The 17,501-nt window shown below is 69.5% G+C and carries 17 protein-coding genes; 13 read left to right on the top strand and 4 right to left on the bottom strand.

Translation table 11 applies throughout. The features are described from left to right. Positions 1 to 3: 3 nt before the first annotated feature. The 7 genes from ACZ5BU_RS04155 to ACZ5BU_RS04125 all read left to right on the top strand — a co-directional run bounded on the left by ACZ5BU_RS04155 (position 4) and on the right by ACZ5BU_RS04125 (position 5,572). Positions 4 to 717 (top strand): metal-dependent transcriptional regulator, encoded by a 714-nt coding sequence (locus tag ACZ5BU_RS04155; protein WP_465696710.1) that lies wholly within the window; start codon positions 4 to 6, stop codon positions 715 to 717. 75 nt (positions 718 to 792) lie between these two features. After that, positions 793 to 1,569, top strand: a complete 777-nt coding sequence (locus tag ACZ5BU_RS04150; protein ID WP_465695396.1) for a class I SAM-dependent methyltransferase — start codon at positions 793 to 795, stop codon at positions 1,567 to 1,569. A 17-nt stretch (positions 1,570 to 1,586) separates the two neighbouring features. Further along, on the top strand, positions 1,587 to 2,936 hold the full coding sequence (pabB, locus tag ACZ5BU_RS04145; RefSeq protein WP_465695394.1) for an aminodeoxychorismate synthase component I: 1,350 nt from the start codon (positions 1,587 to 1,589) through the stop codon (positions 2,934 to 2,936). Continuing rightward, positions 2,929 to 3,627, top strand: coding sequence for an aminotransferase class IV (locus ACZ5BU_RS04140; protein WP_465695393.1), 699 nt, complete (start codon positions 2,929 to 2,931; stop codon positions 3,625 to 3,627). The genes pabB and ACZ5BU_RS04140 overlap by 8 nt, the downstream gene beginning before the upstream one ends. Positions 3,628 to 3,714: 87 nt before the next feature. After that, complete coding sequence (locus ACZ5BU_RS04135) at positions 3,715 to 4,629, top strand: SPFH domain-containing protein (protein WP_465695391.1); 915 nt, start codon at positions 3,715 to 3,717, stop codon at positions 4,627 to 4,629. A 12-nt stretch (positions 4,630 to 4,641) separates the two neighbouring features. After that, positions 4,642 to 4,851, top strand: coding sequence for a type II toxin-antitoxin system antitoxin (locus tag ACZ5BU_RS04130; protein WP_465695389.1), 210 nt, complete (start codon positions 4,642 to 4,644; stop codon positions 4,849 to 4,851). Continuing rightward, positions 4,844 to 5,572 (top strand): GOLPH3/VPS74 family protein, encoded by a 729-nt coding sequence (locus ACZ5BU_RS04125; RefSeq protein ID WP_465695387.1) that lies wholly within the window; start codon positions 4,844 to 4,846, stop codon positions 5,570 to 5,572. The genes ACZ5BU_RS04130 and ACZ5BU_RS04125 overlap by 8 nt, the downstream gene beginning before the upstream one ends. Before the next feature lie 481 nt (positions 5,573 to 6,053). Here ACZ5BU_RS04125 and ACZ5BU_RS04120 read toward each other — a convergent pair whose 3' ends face one another. The 4 genes from ACZ5BU_RS04120 to ACZ5BU_RS04105 form a co-directional block, all read right to left on the bottom strand. Then, positions 6,054 to 8,708: a glucosidase family protein gene (locus ACZ5BU_RS04120; RefSeq protein WP_465695386.1), complete on the bottom strand. Its 2,655-nt coding sequence runs from the start codon at positions 8,706 to 8,708 to the stop codon at positions 6,054 to 6,056. Positions 8,709 to 8,749: 41 nt separating this feature from the next. Then, on the bottom strand, positions 8,750 to 9,757 hold the full coding sequence (locus ACZ5BU_RS04115) for a LacI family DNA-binding transcriptional regulator (RefSeq protein ID WP_465695384.1): 1,008 nt from the start codon (positions 9,755 to 9,757) through the stop codon (positions 8,750 to 8,752). A 72-nt stretch (positions 9,758 to 9,829) separates the two neighbouring features. Then, positions 9,830 to 10,606 carry an LLM class flavin-dependent oxidoreductase gene (locus ACZ5BU_RS04110; protein ID WP_465695382.1) on the bottom strand — a complete coding sequence of 259 codons (777 nt, stop codon included), beginning with the start codon at positions 10,604 to 10,606 and terminating at the stop codon, positions 9,830 to 9,832. A 40-nt stretch (positions 10,607 to 10,646) separates the two neighbouring features. Continuing rightward, positions 10,647 to 11,387, bottom strand: coding sequence for an SDR family NAD(P)-dependent oxidoreductase (locus ACZ5BU_RS04105; RefSeq protein ID WP_465695381.1), 741 nt, complete (start codon positions 11,385 to 11,387; stop codon positions 10,647 to 10,649). A gap of 143 nt (positions 11,388 to 11,530) precedes the next feature. Between ACZ5BU_RS04105 and ACZ5BU_RS04100 the strand changes: the two genes are divergently transcribed. The 6 genes from ACZ5BU_RS04100 (at position 11,531) to ACZ5BU_RS04075 (ending at position 17,322) form a co-directional block, all read left to right on the top strand. Further along, complete coding sequence (locus ACZ5BU_RS04100) at positions 11,531 to 13,057, top strand: AlkA N-terminal domain-containing protein (protein WP_465695379.1); 1,527 nt, start codon at positions 11,531 to 11,533, stop codon at positions 13,055 to 13,057. 12 nt (positions 13,058 to 13,069) lie between these two features. Next, on the top strand, positions 13,070 to 13,624 hold the full coding sequence (locus ACZ5BU_RS04095; RefSeq protein ID WP_465695377.1) for a GNAT family N-acetyltransferase: 555 nt from the start codon (positions 13,070 to 13,072) through the stop codon (positions 13,622 to 13,624). After that, complete coding sequence (locus ACZ5BU_RS04090) at positions 13,621 to 14,112, top strand: methylated-DNA--[protein]-cysteine S-methyltransferase (protein WP_465695376.1); 492 nt, start codon at positions 13,621 to 13,623, stop codon at positions 14,110 to 14,112. Before ACZ5BU_RS04095 ends, ACZ5BU_RS04090 begins: the two co-directional genes overlap by 4 nt. Before the next feature lie 26 nt (positions 14,113 to 14,138). Beyond that, entirely contained in the window at positions 14,139 to 14,696 is a 558-nt protein-coding gene (locus ACZ5BU_RS04085) for a YdeI/OmpD-associated family protein (protein ID WP_465695374.1), read from the top strand. Positions 14,697 to 14,776: 80 nt separating this feature from the next. Continuing rightward, entirely contained in the window at positions 14,777 to 15,319 is a 543-nt protein-coding gene (locus tag ACZ5BU_RS04080) for a PadR family transcriptional regulator (protein WP_465695372.1), read from the top strand. Next, the gene (locus ACZ5BU_RS04075) at positions 15,316 to 17,322 is read left to right on the top strand and encodes an oxidoreductase (RefSeq protein ID WP_465695370.1); all 2,007 of its coding nucleotides are present in this window, start codon (positions 15,316 to 15,318) and stop codon (positions 17,320 to 17,322) included. Before ACZ5BU_RS04080 ends, ACZ5BU_RS04075 begins: the two co-directional genes overlap by 4 nt. The last annotated feature ends 179 nt before the right edge of the window (positions 17,323 to 17,501 follow it).

Genomic DNA, 17,501 nt, shown 5'->3' with positions numbered 1-17,501 from the left:
AGAATGGTTGTCGTGAGCGACCTGATCGATACCACCGAGATGTACCTGCGGACCGTCTACGAGCTCGAAGAAGAAGGCATCGTGCCGCTGCGGGCGCGGATCGCCGAGCGGTTGCACCAGTCCGGTCCGACGGTCAGCCAGACGGTCGCCCGGATGGAGCGGGACGGTCTGATCAAGGTGGAGGGCGACCGCCACCTGGAGCTCACCGACGTCGGCCGCAAGCAGGCGGTCCGGGTGATGCGCAAGCACCGCCTGGCCGAGCGGCTGCTGGTCGACGTGATCGGGCTCGAGTGGGAGGACGTGCACACCGAGGCCTGCCGCTGGGAGCACGTGATGAGCGACGCGGTGGAGCTGCGGCTGCTGCAGCTGCTCGGTAACCCGACCGAGTCGCCGTACGGGAACCCGATCCCCGGTCTGGAGGAGCTGCAGAAGGACCACCAGGTCAGCGACATCGGGGAGTTCCGGATCGGTGTCGAACCGCTCGACCAGGTGCTCGACGCCGCGACCGGGGAGAGCGTACGGGTGCTCGTCCGCCGGATCGCCGAGCCGGTGCAGACCGACGACGGCGCGATGGCGGTGCTGCGGAAGGCCGGGGCCCTGCCCGGTCGCGAGGTGGACTCGACCCTCGACGCCGAGGGTGTGCTGGTCGGCAGCCGCGAAGCCGGCGGCGTGATCAGCGACGAGACCGCCGGCCACATCTTCGTCAGCCGCGTCTGACTGACTTCAACTCTGCGTTAACGCACCGCACCCGATGCGGTACATCGGGTGGTCTGCCGGTAGCGTCGGTCCGCGATGTCTGAGAATCCTGTCGATTGGCCGCAGTACCTGCGGGAGTTCCATACCGCCGCACCCGGGAGCACGGAGGCGTTGCTGTCCCGTGCGGTGGCGGGCGATCACACGCCGTACCGCTGGCTGGTCCGCGCGGTGTCCGGCGAGGCGCGCCGGATCCTCGACCTGGCCTGCGGCAACGGGCCGGTCGCGCGCGAGCTGTACGGGCGCTGGGTGGTGGGGGTCGACAACAACGCGGCCCAGCTCGACAGTGCGCCCGGTCCGAAAGTGCAAGCCGACGCTCTGCACCTGCCGTTCGCGAACGAGGTCTTCGACGTCGTTACCTGCTCGATGGGGCTGATGGTGCTGCAGCCACTGCCGGACGTGCTGCACGAGGCGGCCAGGGTGCTGCGGCGAGGCGGCGTACTGGCCGCGATCGTGCCCGCCGTACGGCCACTGCGGCGCGGGGACATCCGGACGCTGAGCGGGCTCACGACACGCCTGCGGTCGACGCCGCAGTTCCCGGCCGGTGGCGAGATCACCGAGCTGAAGGACCAGCTCAAGCACGCCGGGTTCGACGTGATGGAGAGCCAGCGCGAGCGGTACGTGTACATGATCCGCAGCCGCGACGACGCGCTCCGGCTGGTCAACGCGCTGTACCTGCCCGGTACGCCCGGCGTACGGCGCGACACCGCCGCGGCCTGGCTCGCGGACCGTGCCGAATCCAAGGACGGCCTCGAGGTGGCGATCCCCATCCGCCGGATCACCGCAATGCGAACCAAGGTGGCCCTGACAGTCTGAGTCGGTAACGTGTGCATGTGAGTGCGCTGCGCTGGTCTGTCCGGACGCTCGACCGGGCGCTCGACGGTGAGACGGTCTACCGCGAGCTGCTGGCCGCTGAACCGGTCGCGTACTGGCTCGACGGCAGCCTGACAGACCGCTCACCCCGCCGCGTCTCAGTTCTCGGTACGACGGCCGATGCCGAGGTGATGGTTCGCGACGTCGCCGACGGTGACGTGTTCGCCGAGCTGAACGACCTGCTCACGGAGCGCGCCGCGGAGCCGCCACCCGAGCTCGACGGGCTCTTCTGCGGCGGCTACGTCGGGTACTTCGGCTACGAGCTGAAGGCCCTCACCGGGGGCGTGGCCGCGCACCAGGCCCCAACACCCGACGCGCTGTGGATCTGGGCGAACCGGTTCGTCGTCATCGATCACGACCGCGACCGCACCTACCTGGTGGCGCTCGACGGGTGCGAGGACTGGCTGGACCGCGCCGAGGAGGCAGCGTCGAACTGGTGGATGGGGTGGGTCGACGCGCCCGCGATCGCCCGGCTCGACCTCGAGGCGCACCTGGAGCAGGACCGTACGACGTACCTCGCCGGCATCGCGCGGATCCTGGCCGAGCTCGAGGCGGGGGAGACGTACGAGGTCAACCTGACGAACCGCGTGCGGCTGCCCGCCGTACCGGATCCGTTCGAGTTCTTCCGCTGGCAGCGGTCCGCGAACCCGGCGCCGTACGCGGCCTTCCTCCGGTACGGCGACCTCGCGGTGGCGAGCTCCTCGCCCGAACGGTTCCTGACCGTGGACGCCGACGGGTGGGCCGAGTGCCGTCCGATCAAGGGCACCGCACCGCGGGACCCGGACCCGGTGCAGGACCAGCTGGCCGCGAAGGCGCTGGCCGAGGACGACAAGACCCGCGCCGAGAACCTGATGATCGTCGACCTGATCCGCAACGACCTCGGCCGAGTGAGCGAGCCCGGGACCGTGAACGTCCCGCAGTTGATGCAGGTCGAGAGCTACCGGACCGTGCACCAGCTGGTGACGACGGTCCGCGGCCGGCTGCGGGACGGGGTGACCGCCGTGGACGCCGTACGGGCATGTTTCCCGCCGGGGTCGATGACCGGGGCGCCGAAGATCCGCACCATGCAGATCATCGACGAGCTCGAGTCGAGTGCGCGCGGGGTGTACTCGGGGGCGCTGGGTTACCTGACCGTGGACGGGCGGGCGGACCTGAGTGTGGTGATCCGGACGGCGGTGCTGACCCCGGACGCGACCGTGATCGGGGCCGGGGGTGCGATCGTGCTCGACTCGGACCCGGTCGCGGAGTACGACGAAATGGTGCTGAAGGCAACGGCTGCCGTCGGCGGAAAGGCTGGGGGAGATGGTTGACCTGCTGGTGGCGGACTCGTTTCTGGTTGCCAATGGCAAGGTTCGGGGGCTGGAGCTGCACCGGGACCGGTTCGTCCGGTCGTGCGCCGCGGCCGGGGTGGCGGCGGAGCGGTTCTGGGACGACCAGGTGACGCGGCTGCCTGGCTTCGGGCGGTGGTTCCCGCGGTTCGAACTGCGTGCGTCGGGCGAGCTGGCGGTGCAGCTGCGGCCGGCGCCACCGATCGGCGGGCGGGTGCGGGTCGCCGTACACGACGGTCCGGATCCGCGGACCGCGCCGCGGGTGAAGGGGCCGGATCTCGAGTTGCTCGGCAAGCTTCGGGAGAGCGCTCCGGACCGCGCGGACGAGATCCTGCTCCTGGACACGGACGGCACGGTCCTCGAGGCGGCGTACTCCGCCGTCGCCTGGTGGGAGGACGACACCCTCTGCTTCCCGGCGTCCGACCGCCCGATCCTCCCGTCCGTCACCGCGAACCTCCTGCGCCGGATCGCCGGCGCCCAGGGCGTCGAGGTCTCCGAACACCCGATCACCCCGGCGGCCCTGGAGAACTCCACCGAAGCCTGGCTCCTCAACGCCCTGCACGGCATCCGCCCGATCCACGCCTGGGGCCCGTCCCCGATCGACCCCCTCCCCAACTCCCACTCCACCGACTGGCAGTCCCACCTCGAAGCCCTGGCCACCCGCCTCCCCTGACCCACCTCACCCTGGCACTTGTGCGGGACGGGCTTGCTAAATATGATATCACTTTGCTACCTTGGAGCTATTCGAGAGGAGCTTGTGATGGCGGATGTCGTAGTGGAGATGCCGGCGCCGAAGGTGACCGAGCGGGCCGGCTGGGAGCGGAACGGGTGGCCGTTCGCGGTGCTGGCGTTCGTGCTGGCGGTGGCCGGGGTGGTCGTGTTCGTTCTCGCCGCCCGCGCCGGGAACGGGTGGATCGTCGGCCTCGGGATCCTGGTGTTCATCGCCGCGGTGATCGTCGCCGGCGGGCTGACCGCGGTGTCGCCGGGCCGCGCCCGGGTGCTGCAGCTGCTCGGTCAGTACTCCGGAACCGTCCGGACCACCGGTCTGCGCTGGGTGGTGCCGATCGCGACCCGGCGCGAGGTGTCCACCCGGATCCGCAACCACGAGACGGCCGTTGCCAAGGTCAACGATCTTGACGGCAACCCGATCGAGATCGCCGCGGTGGTGGTGTGGCAGGTGGAGGACACCGCGCAGGCGATGTTCGAGGTGGACGACTTCGTCGAGTTCGTCGCGATCCAGACCGAGACCGCGGTCCGGCACATCGCGAACAGCTACCCGTACGACGTGCACTCCGAGGAGGAGGAGGAGGAGGTGCTGTCGCTGCGGGACAGTACGGACGAGATCACCGAGAAGCTGTCCGCGGAGATCGGTGCCCGGGTGCACGCGGCCGGCGTACGGGTGATCGAGTCCCGGATCACGCACCTGGCGTACGCGCCGGAGATCGCCCAGGCGATGCTGCGCCGTCAGCAGGCGGGTGCGGTGGTCGCGGCCCGGCAGCGGATCGTCGAGGGTGCGGTCGGCATGGTCGAGCTGGCGCTGGACCGGTTGTCCGAGCACGAGGTGGTCGAGCTCGACGAGGAGCGCAAGGCGGCCATGGTCAGCAACCTGATGGTGGTGCTGTGCGGCGATCGGGACGCGCAACCCGTCGTCAACACCGGCTCGCTGTACCAGTAGGCGCGGTCCGACGTGGCCGTCGAACGGAAGAAGATCCTGCTCCGGCTGGATCCCGCGGTGCACGACGCGCTCGCCCGCTGGGCGAACGACGACCTGCGCAGCACCAACGCCCAGATCGAGTACCTGCTCCGCCGTGCCCTGGCAGAAGCCGGCCGGCTCCCGACCGGCGTCACCAGACAACGCCGCCCGGGCCGCCCGTCCAAGGAGGAAGACGATGCGTAGAGCTGTGGTCACGCCGCTGCGGCGGCCGGAACGCTCGACGCCGGCCAGGCAACCCGCCCGGCCGCGCAAGACAGTTGCACTCGGCAACGCAACTGCCCCGGAGTCCTTGGCAGCAAGGGTTTTCCTGTTGGCGTACGACCCGGAACGGTCCCAGCTGACGGCTCGTTCCAAGCTCGGGAAGGTGTTGCGGGCGGCGATCCTCGTGGACCTGCAACTGGGTGGGAACATCGTGGATGACGCCGGCCGGGTCCGGGTGGCGGCTGGGGTGGTGCCGGGGGATCCGGTGGTTGCCTCAGTATTCGAGGAGTTGCGGGCGGTAGGCCCGCGGCGGTGGCGGCACTGGATCGATCGCCGAGGTGGCGCGACCGTACGGCAGGTACGCGACGAGCTGGCCCGTGATCGGCTCATCAAGGTCGAGCCGCACCGCGTACTCGGCGTCTTCCCGGCCGACCGCATCACGCTCCGGCAACCATTGGTACGGCGTCAGCTGCTGCAGAGTGCGCGTGACACCCTCAGGCCGTCGCGTCTCGTGTCCCGGGTCGACCTCCGCGACGCGTCCGTCGTCGTCCTCGCGGCGACCGCCGACCTCCGGACCGTCGTCACCAAGGAGCAGCGCACCCGCCACAAGGATCGCCTCGCGCAGCTCGCGGTCCGCGTCGGTCCGGCTGTACCGGCCCTGAAGAAGTCACTCCAGCAGTCCCAGTACTCCGCCGCGGGATGATCGCCCCGGTCATCGGTGCACCCGGTCTGTACGCCGGCTGTCGCATCCTGCAACCGTTGGGTACTCAAACCACCTGAGGACTAAGAGACCTTATACACACCCCCTGTGCATAACCGAGGCCATTCCTGTGGATGGTTGGGCGATCTGTGTGGACGACCGAATCTGTTGCCTGGAAAGGCTTGTGCCGACCCTATCGGCGGCGGTAGAACTGGCGACACGCTGCTTCGGATCGGGGCGGCGGGTCGAACGGAAACCGAGAGCCCTCGCGGTGGGGATCCCCACCGAGGTAGACCGGTGACGGGGTCTGCCGGCCTCTACGGACCCGTATCGGGAAGCTGGAGACGTCACTTTCCTTCAGCTGCGCGGGCCCCTCCGACTCATACTCGGAGGGGCCCGCCCTTCTGTGTTCAGCGGAACTGGTGAGTGCAGAAAGCAGAACCCCGAGGACGCGGAGCGACCTCGGGGTTCTGGTGGGGATCTCTCAGCCGAGCATGATCTTCAGCTCGGTCTGAGAGCCTGTACCGGCCACCTGCACCTGCGTGCCGCGGCTCGTGCTGACCAACTTGTACTGCGCCGCGTGACCGTTGACCGTCACGCTCTTCACCGTCGTGCCGGACGGCAGCACCGCACCGACCGTGAGCGCCGCACGGACGCCCTTGATGGTCACGTCGGTCGACAACGCCTTACCTGCAAGGCGTGCGGACACGTCGACGGCACCGCCGCCGACCCGGATGTTGCTACCGGCCACCTTCGGCTGGCCGGCCGGGAGCTGCGGTACGACGGAGATCCGCCCGTGGCCCAGGTCCGGGTCGACGCCGAGCTGCTGGTGGATCACCGGCCAGAGGATGCCGTACGTACCCCACGCCTGGAGCGCCATCGAACGGTCGTAGAACGCCCGGCCGATGTTCGCGGGGGAGTCCGGCGAGGGGGCGATCTCCGGCATCGCGCCGGGCACCTCCCACACCGACGGGTCGAGCTGGATCCGCGCGTTGCCGGTGGTGTAGACCCGCTGCTGGTTCGCACCCAGGCGGCCGAAGTTGCCCTCCGCAACCGCCATGATCGACGTGTTCAGGCCGAAGATGCTGCGTTCGCTCGGCACCTGCGACACCACTGCGTCACAGGACGGGCCGGGGTTGCCCTTCGGGTCCGAGGTCGGCCCGGTACCGGTGTGGAAGAGGCCGAATTCGCTTGTGTAGCAAGGCTTCTCGCGCTGGTCGAGGGCGATGTTCGCGTGTTCGGTGGACGCGAGTGGCGACGTCCCGTCCGGGCGGGTCAGCTCGGCCTCCATCGGCGTCACGCCGGTCCAGTGCCGTTGGAAGATCGGGGTGTTGTCGTTCGCCGGGTCGGCCGGGTCGTCGATCGAGTCGGCGTACCCCATCGCCTGCGGTACCCACCACTGCGTCTCGAAACGGGACTCGAGGTCGTTCGCCTTACCGGTCGCCCACTTCTCGATCTTGGTGTCGTGCTTCGACGCGGCGAGGTCGGCCAGGTCTCGTAGTCCGCGGATGAGATAGACCGTGTTGTCGAGCTTCTCCACGCCCATCCCGGACCGCTCGACGTTCCCGAGGCCCTCCGGCCAGCCGTCGCCGTCCTTGTCCAGCGTCTTGTAGACGTACTGCAGGTTCCGTACGGAGAAGTCGTACATCTCGTCGCGGAACTTGTTGTCACCTGTCCAGCGCCACAGCAGCGCGACTGTACTCGGGAACTTCACGGTCTCGTCGGTGTTGCCGGCGCTCTGGTTCGAGCCGAAGTACACGTCGCCGGTCGGCGTCACCTCGTGGGCGACCTTGCCGCTGTGGTTGTTCAGGAGATCGCTGACGTCGCGGAGTGCGCGCAGGTGCGCCTTCACGGTGTCGAACTGACCGGCCGCGACGGCCGCGAACGCGGTGTACTCGCCGTCGGTCGCGAACAGCCACGGGTAGTCCGGGAAGCCCGCCCCGAACCAGCGGGCGGTCGGTACCGTCCCGACCGGTGCCGGGTAGTCCTTGCCTTCGTTGACGTCGCGGATCCGCAGGTTGTTCGCCTGCTGCACCGAGTCGGCCAGGTTCTGCTTGCTCCACTCGACGCTCTGCTGCAGCAGACGGTCACCAGGAAGGTCCACTGCGGACTGCGAGTCGATCTGCTGCCGCGCCGCTGTCTTTGCCCGCAGCAACATGTCCGGGTCGCTCAGTGCCTTGCGGTACTCGCTCTCGGCGGCCTCGCTGCCCTGGTCCGACCCGGCCACGGCGAACCAGATCGTCTTCTGCTCGCCGGCCTTCAGCGGTACGTCGTACGTGAGTCCGCCGCCGGTGCCCTTACCGGTGAGGGAGTCGTCGCAGCGGGCGGGCGTCGTACCGTCCTTGGGACAGATCACCGGCGGGCTCTGCGGGCCGCGGTGGTCCGCGCCGGGCTGGTAGCTCGCCGGATGCAGGGACGATCCGACGAAGGCGGCGAAGTCGTGCGGCTTCGCGTTCGGGTATGACGGGGTGCCCTGCTCGCGGAACCGGAGCGCGCCGTCCACGAAGTCGCCGGTGTCGGGCAGGTTGGCGTCGATCGCGTTCGGGGTGGTCCAGTCCCACGGGTACGGCTGCATCAGCTCGGAGTGCGCGTCGACGTTCAGCTTGACGGTCTTCGTCGTACTCGATCTGAACGTGAGGCCGACGAGTGTCGCGCGGATGCCGTCCGGGACGAAGTCGGTACGGCGTACGTCGACCGCGCCGGGGTAGTCGATCCGGCTGTAGCCGTGGCCGCTGGTGTACTTCGCGGCCGGGACCTGCGTGCCGAGCCAGTTCCCGTCGAGGCCGAACCAGATCCCGTCGAGCAGCTTGATCGGCTGTGACCAGAACCCGCCCATCTCACCACGCACATGCCAGCCGGCGGCGGGATACAGGCCGGTCTCGTCACCCATCGCGTACGCACGATCGCCGACGACCAGCGACCGCCGATCGGCCAGCCGAGTGGTCTCGGAGAGCTCGGACGGTGCGGTTGCCGTCGTCGACGTGCTGGTGGTTGTCGACGTGCGGGTGGTTGTCGACGGACCTGCGACGGCCGACGCGGTGCCGGCCAGGACGGTTGCGGTGGCGAGCAGCGCGACGCCTGCGGTACGTCGTGCTCGCCGGCGTGGGGGCTTGGTACTTCGGGTCGGATAGGGAGTCATGGCGGTTCCTCCTTCTCGCGGCGCCGGGGGGAGCGCCGAAATCAGCCAGGGGCGGAGCTGCCCCTGATCACCAGTTCTGGCAGCAGCAGGCATTCGGCCGGGGAGCCGTCGCCGGGGCCGCCGGTGAGGATCGCGATCAGTTCCTCGGCGATCCGGTCCATCGGTTGCCGGAGGCTGGTCAGGCCGGGCGAGACGACCTCGGCGAGCGGCGAGTCGTCGTACCCGACGACGCCGATCTGCCCGCCGGCGGCGATCCCGCGGGCGGTCAGCTCGCGGAGCGCGCCGAGGGCGAGAATGTCGCTCAGGGCAACGATCCCGTCGATGTCCCGGCCGGAGTCGAGCAGCCGCGCGGTGGCCGCGGCGCCTTCGTCGATACTGTCCGCACGGCAACGGACGGACAGGCCGACGGTCGGCAGATCGAGGCTCTTGCAGGCGTTCCGCCAACCGGCGAGGCGGTCCTCGGCGAGACCGGACGACTTCGGCCAGCCCACGAAGGCGATCCGTCGGCGGCCGGTCTCGTACAGGTGCCGGACCGCGATCGCGGAACCGGTCGCGCCGTCGACGTCCACCCACGGGCCCGGCTGCGTGGACTCCTTCCACACCCGGCCGAAGCTGACGAACGGGATGCCCTGTTCCTTCAGCCACCCGTGCCGCGGGTCGTGCGTCTCGGTCTGCGACAGGACGAACCCGTCGACCATCCGGCGGGCGTGCAGATCGTCGTACGTCGGCATACCGTCGACACCGGGCGGTGCGGTGAACAACAGGATGTGCCGGCCGCTCCGTTCCGCGGCGGCGCAGAGCGCGTGCAGGAACTGGTCCATCACCAGGTGCGTCTGGTTCGGCCAGTTCGGCACGCAGTACCCGATCAGCTCGACCGCACTGGTCCGCAGACTGCGGGCGTTACGATTGGGCCGGTAGTTGAGCAGTTCGATCGACCGGTTCACCCGCTCGAGCGTGTCCGCCCGCAGCCGATGCGGTGCGTTCAACGCGTTCGACACGGTCTGCACGGACACATCAGCGTGGGCGGCCACCTGCTTCAACGTAGCCATCCGACCTCCCACGGGGTTTGAACGTTCAAATCCCCCGCAGTCTCTCCCCACCCCCGTCGCCCTGTCAACGGTTCAGCACACCGGCGGGCCCTGCCGCACGATCGCCAGCGTGTCTTCGGCCGGACCTGGTGGGATCCACCGGCCCCACCAGGTAGCACCTGCTTCGGCGAACGCAGCGGGGTCGCCCCCGCTCACCTTCACGTCGAGCTCCCGCGCGTCCCGCAGCCGCCGTACATCCTCCGGCATGATCTGCTGCGGCGCATCCGTGCTGCCTTTGTACGCACACGATCCGTCCCAGCGCAGGATCCTCCGACGGACCGCAGGAACCAGCATGTCCCCACCCACCCAGACCGGCACCCGCGGCCGCTGCACCGGCCGCGCCGTGAGCTGTGCGTTGTCGAGCGTGTAGTGCTTGCCGTGGAAGGTGACGGGCTGCCCGGTCCACAGCTGGTCGATGATCGCCAGCCCTTCGTCGAGCATCTCCGCGAGCACCCGCGGACTCCGGCTTTCCATGAACGGATCCCCGGGGTCGCCGATCCCGACGCCGAGGATCATCCGCCCGTTCGACAGCTGATCGAGCGCAACCACCTCGGCCGCCACCTTCCACGGCCTTCTGCGCGGGAGCGGGGTCACCGTGGTCCCGAGCCGGATCCGCTCGGTCGACATCGCCATCGCCGCCTGGCAGATCCACGGGTCGTACGTCGGCTCGCTCGCATCGCCCTGGTAGACGAGGTAGTCCTCCAGGAACATCCCGTCCCACCCGGACTCCTCCACTATCCGCGCCAACTCCGCCAGCCCACGCGGATCGCGGCCAACACCCACCGCCCCTACCGTCACCGAGAACTTCATGTGTTGACGGTAGGGGCGGTGTCGGACAGTTTCAGGCGGTTCAGGCGGTGTGGCCGCCGTCTATGGTCAGTTCGGTGCCGGTGAGGTACGACGCGTGGGGGCCGGCCAGGTAGGTGATGGCGGCTGCTACCTCGGTGGGGGTGCCGAAGCGTTGGATGGTGAGGTTGGTGAGTTGGGGGTCGGCGCCGGGGCCGTCGGCGGGGTTCATGTCGGTGTCGGTCGGGCCGGGCTGGACGACGTTCGAGGTGATGTTGCGGGGGCCGAGTTCGCGGGCGAGGGCCTTGCTGAGGCCGGTGAGTGCGGACTTGCTCATCGCGTACAGCGTCATGCCGGCGAACGGGACCCGCTCGGCGACGCAGCTGCCGAGGTGGATCAGTCGCCCGCCGTCGGACAGCAGTGGTACGGCGGCCTGTGTGGTCGCGTACACGCCCCGGACATTCACCGCGAGGACCCGGTCCACGTCCTCGAGCGACAGGTCGCCGATCGGTGCGATCGCGCCGACACCCGCGTTGTTGACCAGGATGTCCAATCCACCAAGGGTTTCCGCGGCCCGTCGTACGCCGTCCCCGGCCGCCACCGCGTCACCCGCGTCGATCGCGAACGCGTACCCGCGCCGCCCCAATCCCTCGATCTCCTTCACCACTGTCGCCGCGGCCTCCGCGGACGTGCTGTACGTGATCGCGACATCAGCCCCACGTTCCGCGAGTGCGATCGCGGTCGCCGCGCCGATCCCGCGGCTGCCACCGGTCACCAATGCCTTCTTGCCAAGTAGTTCGTTCATGTTTCAAGTTCACCGGCCCGGCAACGACGAAGCTGGCGAGAATCCGCCACCGGATCCTCCCGTCGCAAACCCGCGAATCCCGCCCCACCTCCATGTCGTAAAACCGCTAGTGATTGTCGGTGGCGGCAGGGATGCTGGAGGGCGTGTACGAGTGCAGGGAGCGGTGTGTTCGCGCGGTCCAGTCGAAGGACGCGCGATTCGACGGATGGTTCTTCACGGCGGTGCTGACGACCAAGATCTACTGTCGGCCCAGCTGTCCGGTGGTGCCGCCGAAGGTCGAGAACATGCGGTTCTACCCGAGCGCCGCGGCCGCTCAGCAGGCCGGGTTCCGGGCCTGCAAGCGGTGCCGGCCGGACGCGAGTCCTGGGTCGCCGGAGTGGAACGATCGCGCGGACCTCGTTGCCCGGGCGATGCGGCTGATCGCAGACGGCGTGGTCGACCGGGACGGTGTACCGGGGCTGGCCGCGCGGCTCGGGTACAGCGTGCGGCAGGTGCAGCGGCAACTGCTTGCCGAGCTGGGTGCCGGTCCGCTCGCGCTCGCCCGCGCGCAGCGTGCGCAGACCGCGCGCCTGCTGATCGAGACGAGTGAGCTGCAGATGGCGGACGTCGCGTTCGCCGCCGGCTTCTCGAGCGTCCGTACGTTCAACGAGACCGTGCAGGAGGTCTTCGCGCTCGCCCCGACCGAGCTGCGCCGCCGAGCCCGCAGAGGTACGACGTCCGCCGTGCCCGGTACGATCTCGCTGCGCCTGCCCTTCCGTGCGCCGTTGACGCCGGACAACCTCTTCGGCCACCTGATCGCGACCGGCGTACCAGGTGTGGAGGAGTGGCGCGACGGCTATTACCGCCGTACGCTCCGGCTCCCGCACGGCCACGGTGTCGTCGCGCTGAAGCCGATGCCGGACCACATCGCCTGCCAGCTCTCGCTCACCGACCAGCGCGACCTTGCGATCGCGATCAGCCGCTGCCGCCGGATGCTCGACCTGGACGCGGACCCGGTCGCCGTCGACGACCTGCTCGGCTCCGATCCCGTACTCGCACCGCTGATCGCGAAAGCACCCGGCCGGCGCGTACCGCACACCGTCGACGGCGAGGAGTTCGCCGTACGCGCCGTCCTCGGTCAGCAGGTGTCGACCGCGGCCGCCCGCACCCACGCGCATCGACTGGTCCTGCAGCACGGCGAGCCGATCGAGGACCCGGCGGGTGGACTCACGCACCTGTTCCCGACGATGCAGGCGCTGGCCGGGCTCGACCCGGAGGCGCTGGCGTTCCCGAAGTCCCGCCGTACGACGTTCACCACGTTGATCGGCACGCTGGCGAACGGCGACATCGACCTCGGCGCCGGCGCCGACTGGGACCGGGCCCGCGAGCAACTGACCGCGCTTCCCGGCATCGGTCCGTGGACCGTGGAGTCGATCGCGATGCGCGCGCTCGGTGACCCGGATGCCTTCGTGGCCAGTGATCTCGGTATCCGCTACGCCGCGCGTGACCTAGGCTTGCCCGAGGCCCCCAAATCACTGACCGTCCACGCCCGCGCGTGGCGGCCTTGGCGTGCGTACGCCGTGCAGTACCTGTGGGCCATCGGCGACCATCCGATCAACAAGATCCCGGCTGCCGACGACGTGACGTATCAGGTGATCCAACCTCCCGCGAAGCGGGCACAAGAGAACTGACGCGGAGTGAGTATGACTGAGCTGTCCACCGACCGTCTCCTGCTGCGCCAATGGCGTGATTCCGACCGCGAGCCCTTCGCCGCGCTGAACGCGGATCCGGCGGTGATGGAACACTTCCCGGCGCCGCAGACCCGGGAGCAGAGCGACGCGCTGATCGACCGGAACCTGCCGCTGATCGACGAGCGGGGCTGGGGGCTGTGGGCCCTCGAGGTGAAGGAAACCGGTGAGTTCATCGGCTTCACCGGTCTGTCGGTGCCGAGCTTCGAGGCGCACTTCATGCCGGCCGTCGAGATCGGCTGGCGGCTCGCGAAGGGGGCCTGGGGCAACGGGTATGCGACCGAGGCGGCCCGGGCGGCGCTCGCGCACGGGTTCGGCCCGGCCGGGCTGGACGAGATCGTCTCGTTCACCACGACCACGAACGTGCCGTCGCAGCGGGTGATGCAGCGGATCGGCATGTTGCACGACGAGGCCGGCGACTTCGACCACCCGCGGATCGAGGACGGGCACCGGCTGAAGCGGCACGTGTTCTACCGGATCGACCGCGCGCAGTGGGAGTCCACTCAGTGACGTACGCCGTCGTCGACAGCCCGGTCGGTCCGCTCACGCTCGTGGGCACCGACGCGGGCGAGTTGACCGGGCTGTACATGGACGAGCAGCGGTACCGCCCCGATGAGGCGACGTTCGGCGATCGCGACGACACGGTCCTGCCCGCGGTCGCGGAGCAGTTGGACGAGTACTTCCACCACGGGCGGACCACGTTCGACGTACCGCTGCACCTGAACGGGACGGCGTTCCAGCGGCAAATCTGGACCGCGCTGCAGGACATCCCGTACGGCGAGACCACGACGTACGGCGGGCTCGCCGACGCGCTCGGGTTGAAACCGCAGTCGGCGCGCGCGGTCGGGCTGGCGAACGGGAAGAACCCGATCAGCATCATCGTCCCGTGTCATCGGCTGGTCGGGTCGACCGGCAGCCTCACCGGGTACGGCGGCGGGATTGAACGCAAGCGCGCGCTGCTTGATCACGAAGCTGGGGACAAACTGCTCACTTGGTGAGCACTTGTCAGGCGCATGCTGGGTCCATGAACGACGACGACGCGCTGATCTGCGCCGGGGTGGACGAGTGGCGCGACTGGCTGGAGGCGAACGGGCGGCGTGAGCGGTCCGTCTGGCTGGTCGTGCACCGGGAGCCGGACGGGTTGAACCTCGAGGCGGCCACGGAGCATGCGGTGTGTTACGGCTGGATCGACAGCAAGACGGTACGGCGGGACGAGCGGACGACGTACCAGTGCTTCACGCCGCGGAATCCCCGGAGTACGTGGAGCAAGTCGAACCGGGAGCGGGTGGAACGCCTCGCCGCGGCCGGGTTGATGCGACCGGCCGGGGAGGAGCTGGTGGCGGAAGCCCGGCGTACCGGTGTGTGGGACCTGCTGGCCGACGCCCAGAACCTGATCGTCCCGCCCGACCTGCAACTCGCCCTGAAGAACGAGCCCCAGGCCGACGAGAACTTCCGCGCCTTCCCACCCTCCACCCGCCGCACGATCCTCGAATGGATCACCCTCGCCAAGCGCCCCGAAACCCGCGCCCAGCGAATCGCCGACACCGTCACCCAGGCGGCCCGCGGCGAGCGGGCGCGCTGAGCGCGCACCGCCCCGGCAAACGATGTGACGTGGGATGCAATCAGGTGCAGTGCAACGAGTTGCATAGGTAGGCTCCGGTTATGGCGCTGGAGCACGCGATCCTGGTCTCGTTGACCGAGCGGGCCGGTTCCGGGTACGAGCTGGCCCGGCGGTTCGACCGTTCGATCGGGTACTTCTGGCCGGCCACCCATCAGCAGATCTACCGGGTGCTGCGGCGGATGGACGAGGCCGGTTGGGTGAAGCACACCGAGATCGCGCAGTACGGCCGCCCGGACAAGAAGGTGTACCGGATCGCTGCGGCCGGCAAGGCGGAGCTGACCCGGTGGCTGGCCGAGCCGGAGGACCCCGCGGTACTGCGCGACGGCCTGGGCGTGAAGCTCCGCGGCGCCTCGATCGGCGATGTCGATGTCGTACTCAAAGAGGTCGAGCGGCACCGGGCCGAGCACGCCATGCGGCACGAGGTGTACCGCGGCATCCAGAAGCGCGACTTCCCGAAGCCGGCCACGCTGCACGGCCGCGACCTGCACCAGTACCTCGTACTGCGCGGCGGCATCCGCGCCGAGGAGTCCTTCGTCGCCTGGTGCGACGAGGTGATCCACGCTCTCCGGAAGGACAACCGATGACCGCGTATCCGCACCTGTTGGAGCCGCTCGACCTCGGCCATGTCGTGCTGCCGAACCGGGTGATCATGGGGTCGATGCACACCGGGCTCGAGGACCGGTTGAGCGACCTGCCCAAGCTCACGGCGTACTTCGCCGAACGGGCGCGCGGCGGCGTCGGCTTGATGGTCACCGGCGGCTACGCGCCGAACTGGCAGGGATGGCTGACCCCGTTCGGTTCCAAGCTGACCAGCAGCCGGCAGGCACGCGCCCACCGGCAACTGACGGACGCGGTCCATGCCGAAGGCGGCCGGATCGCGTTGCAGATCCTGCATGCCGGCCGGTACTCGTACCACCCGTTCAGCGTCTCGGCCTCCGCGCTCAAGGCCCCGATCAACCCCTTCAAACCGCGTGCGCTCTCGGATCGCGGCGTGCTGCGGCAGATCGAGGCGTACGTCGACTGTGCGGCGCTCGCCCGCGACGCCGGGTACGACGGTGTCGAGATCATGGGCTCCGAGGGGTACTTCATCAACCAGTTCCTGTCCGAGCGGACGAACAAGCGCACCGACCGCTGGGGCGGTAGCCCGGAGAACCGGCGCCGGATCGCGGTCGAGATCGTCCGGCGCACCCGCGAACGCGTCGGCCAGGACTTCCTGATCATCTACCGGTTGTCGATGGCGGACCTGGTCGAGGGCGGTCAGAGCTGGGACGACGTGGTTGCGCTGGGCAAGGAGATCGAGGCGGCCGGGGCGTCGATCATCAACACCGGGATCGGCTGGCACGAGGCGCGGGTGCCGACCATCGTGACCTCCGTACCGCGGGCTGCCTTCACGTCGGTGACCGCCGCGTTCAAGCCGCATGTGAGCATCCCGGTCGTCACCTCGAACCGGATCAACCTGCCGCAGGTCGCCGAGGAGGTGCTGGCCCGTGGCGACGCGGACCTGGTGAGTATGGCCCGCCCGCTCCTGGCCGATCCGGAATGGGTGCTGAAGGCAACGACAGACCGGGCCGACGAGATCAACGTCTGCATCGCCTGCAACCAGGCGTGTCTCGACCACGTGTTCGCGAAGCAGAAGGCGAGCTGCATGGTCAACCCGCGGGCCGCGCGCGAGACCGAGCTGCAGTTGCTGCCGACCCGCCGTACGAAGAAGGTCGCAGTGGTGGGGGCCGGTCCGGCCGGGCTGGCGGCCGCGGTGACGGCGGCCGAGCGTGGGCACCGGGTCGAGCTGTTCGAGGCGGCGGACGAGATCGGCGGGCAGTTCGGGATCGCGCAACGGATCCCGGGCAAGGAGGAGTTCGCCGAGACGGTCCGGTACTACCGCCGGCGGCTCGACCTCACCGGCGTGAAGCTGCACCTCGGCCGGAGGGCAGGCGCCGAGGACCTGGCCGGGTTCGACGAGATCGTGCTCGCGACCGGCGTCGTACCGCGGGTGCCCGCGATCCCAGGAATCGACCACCCGAAGGTGCTCTCGTACGTCGACGTGGTCCGCGATCGCAAGCCCGTCGGGGATTCCGTCGCGGTGATCGGGGCCGGCGGGATCGGAGTGGACGTCAGCGAGTTCCTGACCACCACGTCGCCGGATCTCGCGGCGTGGAAGGCGGAATGGGGTGTCGGCGATCCGACCCAGCTGCCCGGCGGCCTCGCCGTACCGCGGCCCGAGCCGTCGCTGCGGAAGGTCTACCTGCTGCAACGCAAGCCCGGCAAGATCGGCGCCGGCCTCGGGAAGACGACCGGTTGGGTGCACCGCGCCGCCCTCAAGAACAAGCAGGTCGAGCAACTCCGCGGCGTCAACTACGAACGCATCGACGACGAAGGCCTGCACATCACCTTCGGCCCGAAGCGCGAGAAGCCGCAGGTCCTCCCGGTCGACAACGTGGTGATCTGCGCAGGCCAGGAGCCGCTCCGCGAGTTGGCCGACGCCTTGACTGGCCGGCCGGTGCACGTCATCGGTGGCGCGGACGTGGCGGCCGAGCTGGACGCCAAGCGCGCGATCGAGCAGGCGACCCGGCTCGCGCTCACGCTCTGAGGCGGACCTGCACCACTCACCAACCGGCGGGCTGCACGCCGCCTCACGCTCAGCGCCGGCTCGAAGGCTGCCGGGTGCCGGGGTTGCTGAGTGCTGCAGGTCCGGCCGGCCCGGATCCCCAGGCCATCACAATCGGCTGTCCGCGGGCGCCGCGAGCGGGCGATCCGCCCGGAGGGCGC

The organism is Kribbella sp. NPDC031520 (assembly GCF_055580825.1).
The sequence above is the reverse complement of the archived record's forward strand: the minus strand, read 5'-3'. Positions and strand labels throughout refer to the sequence as shown.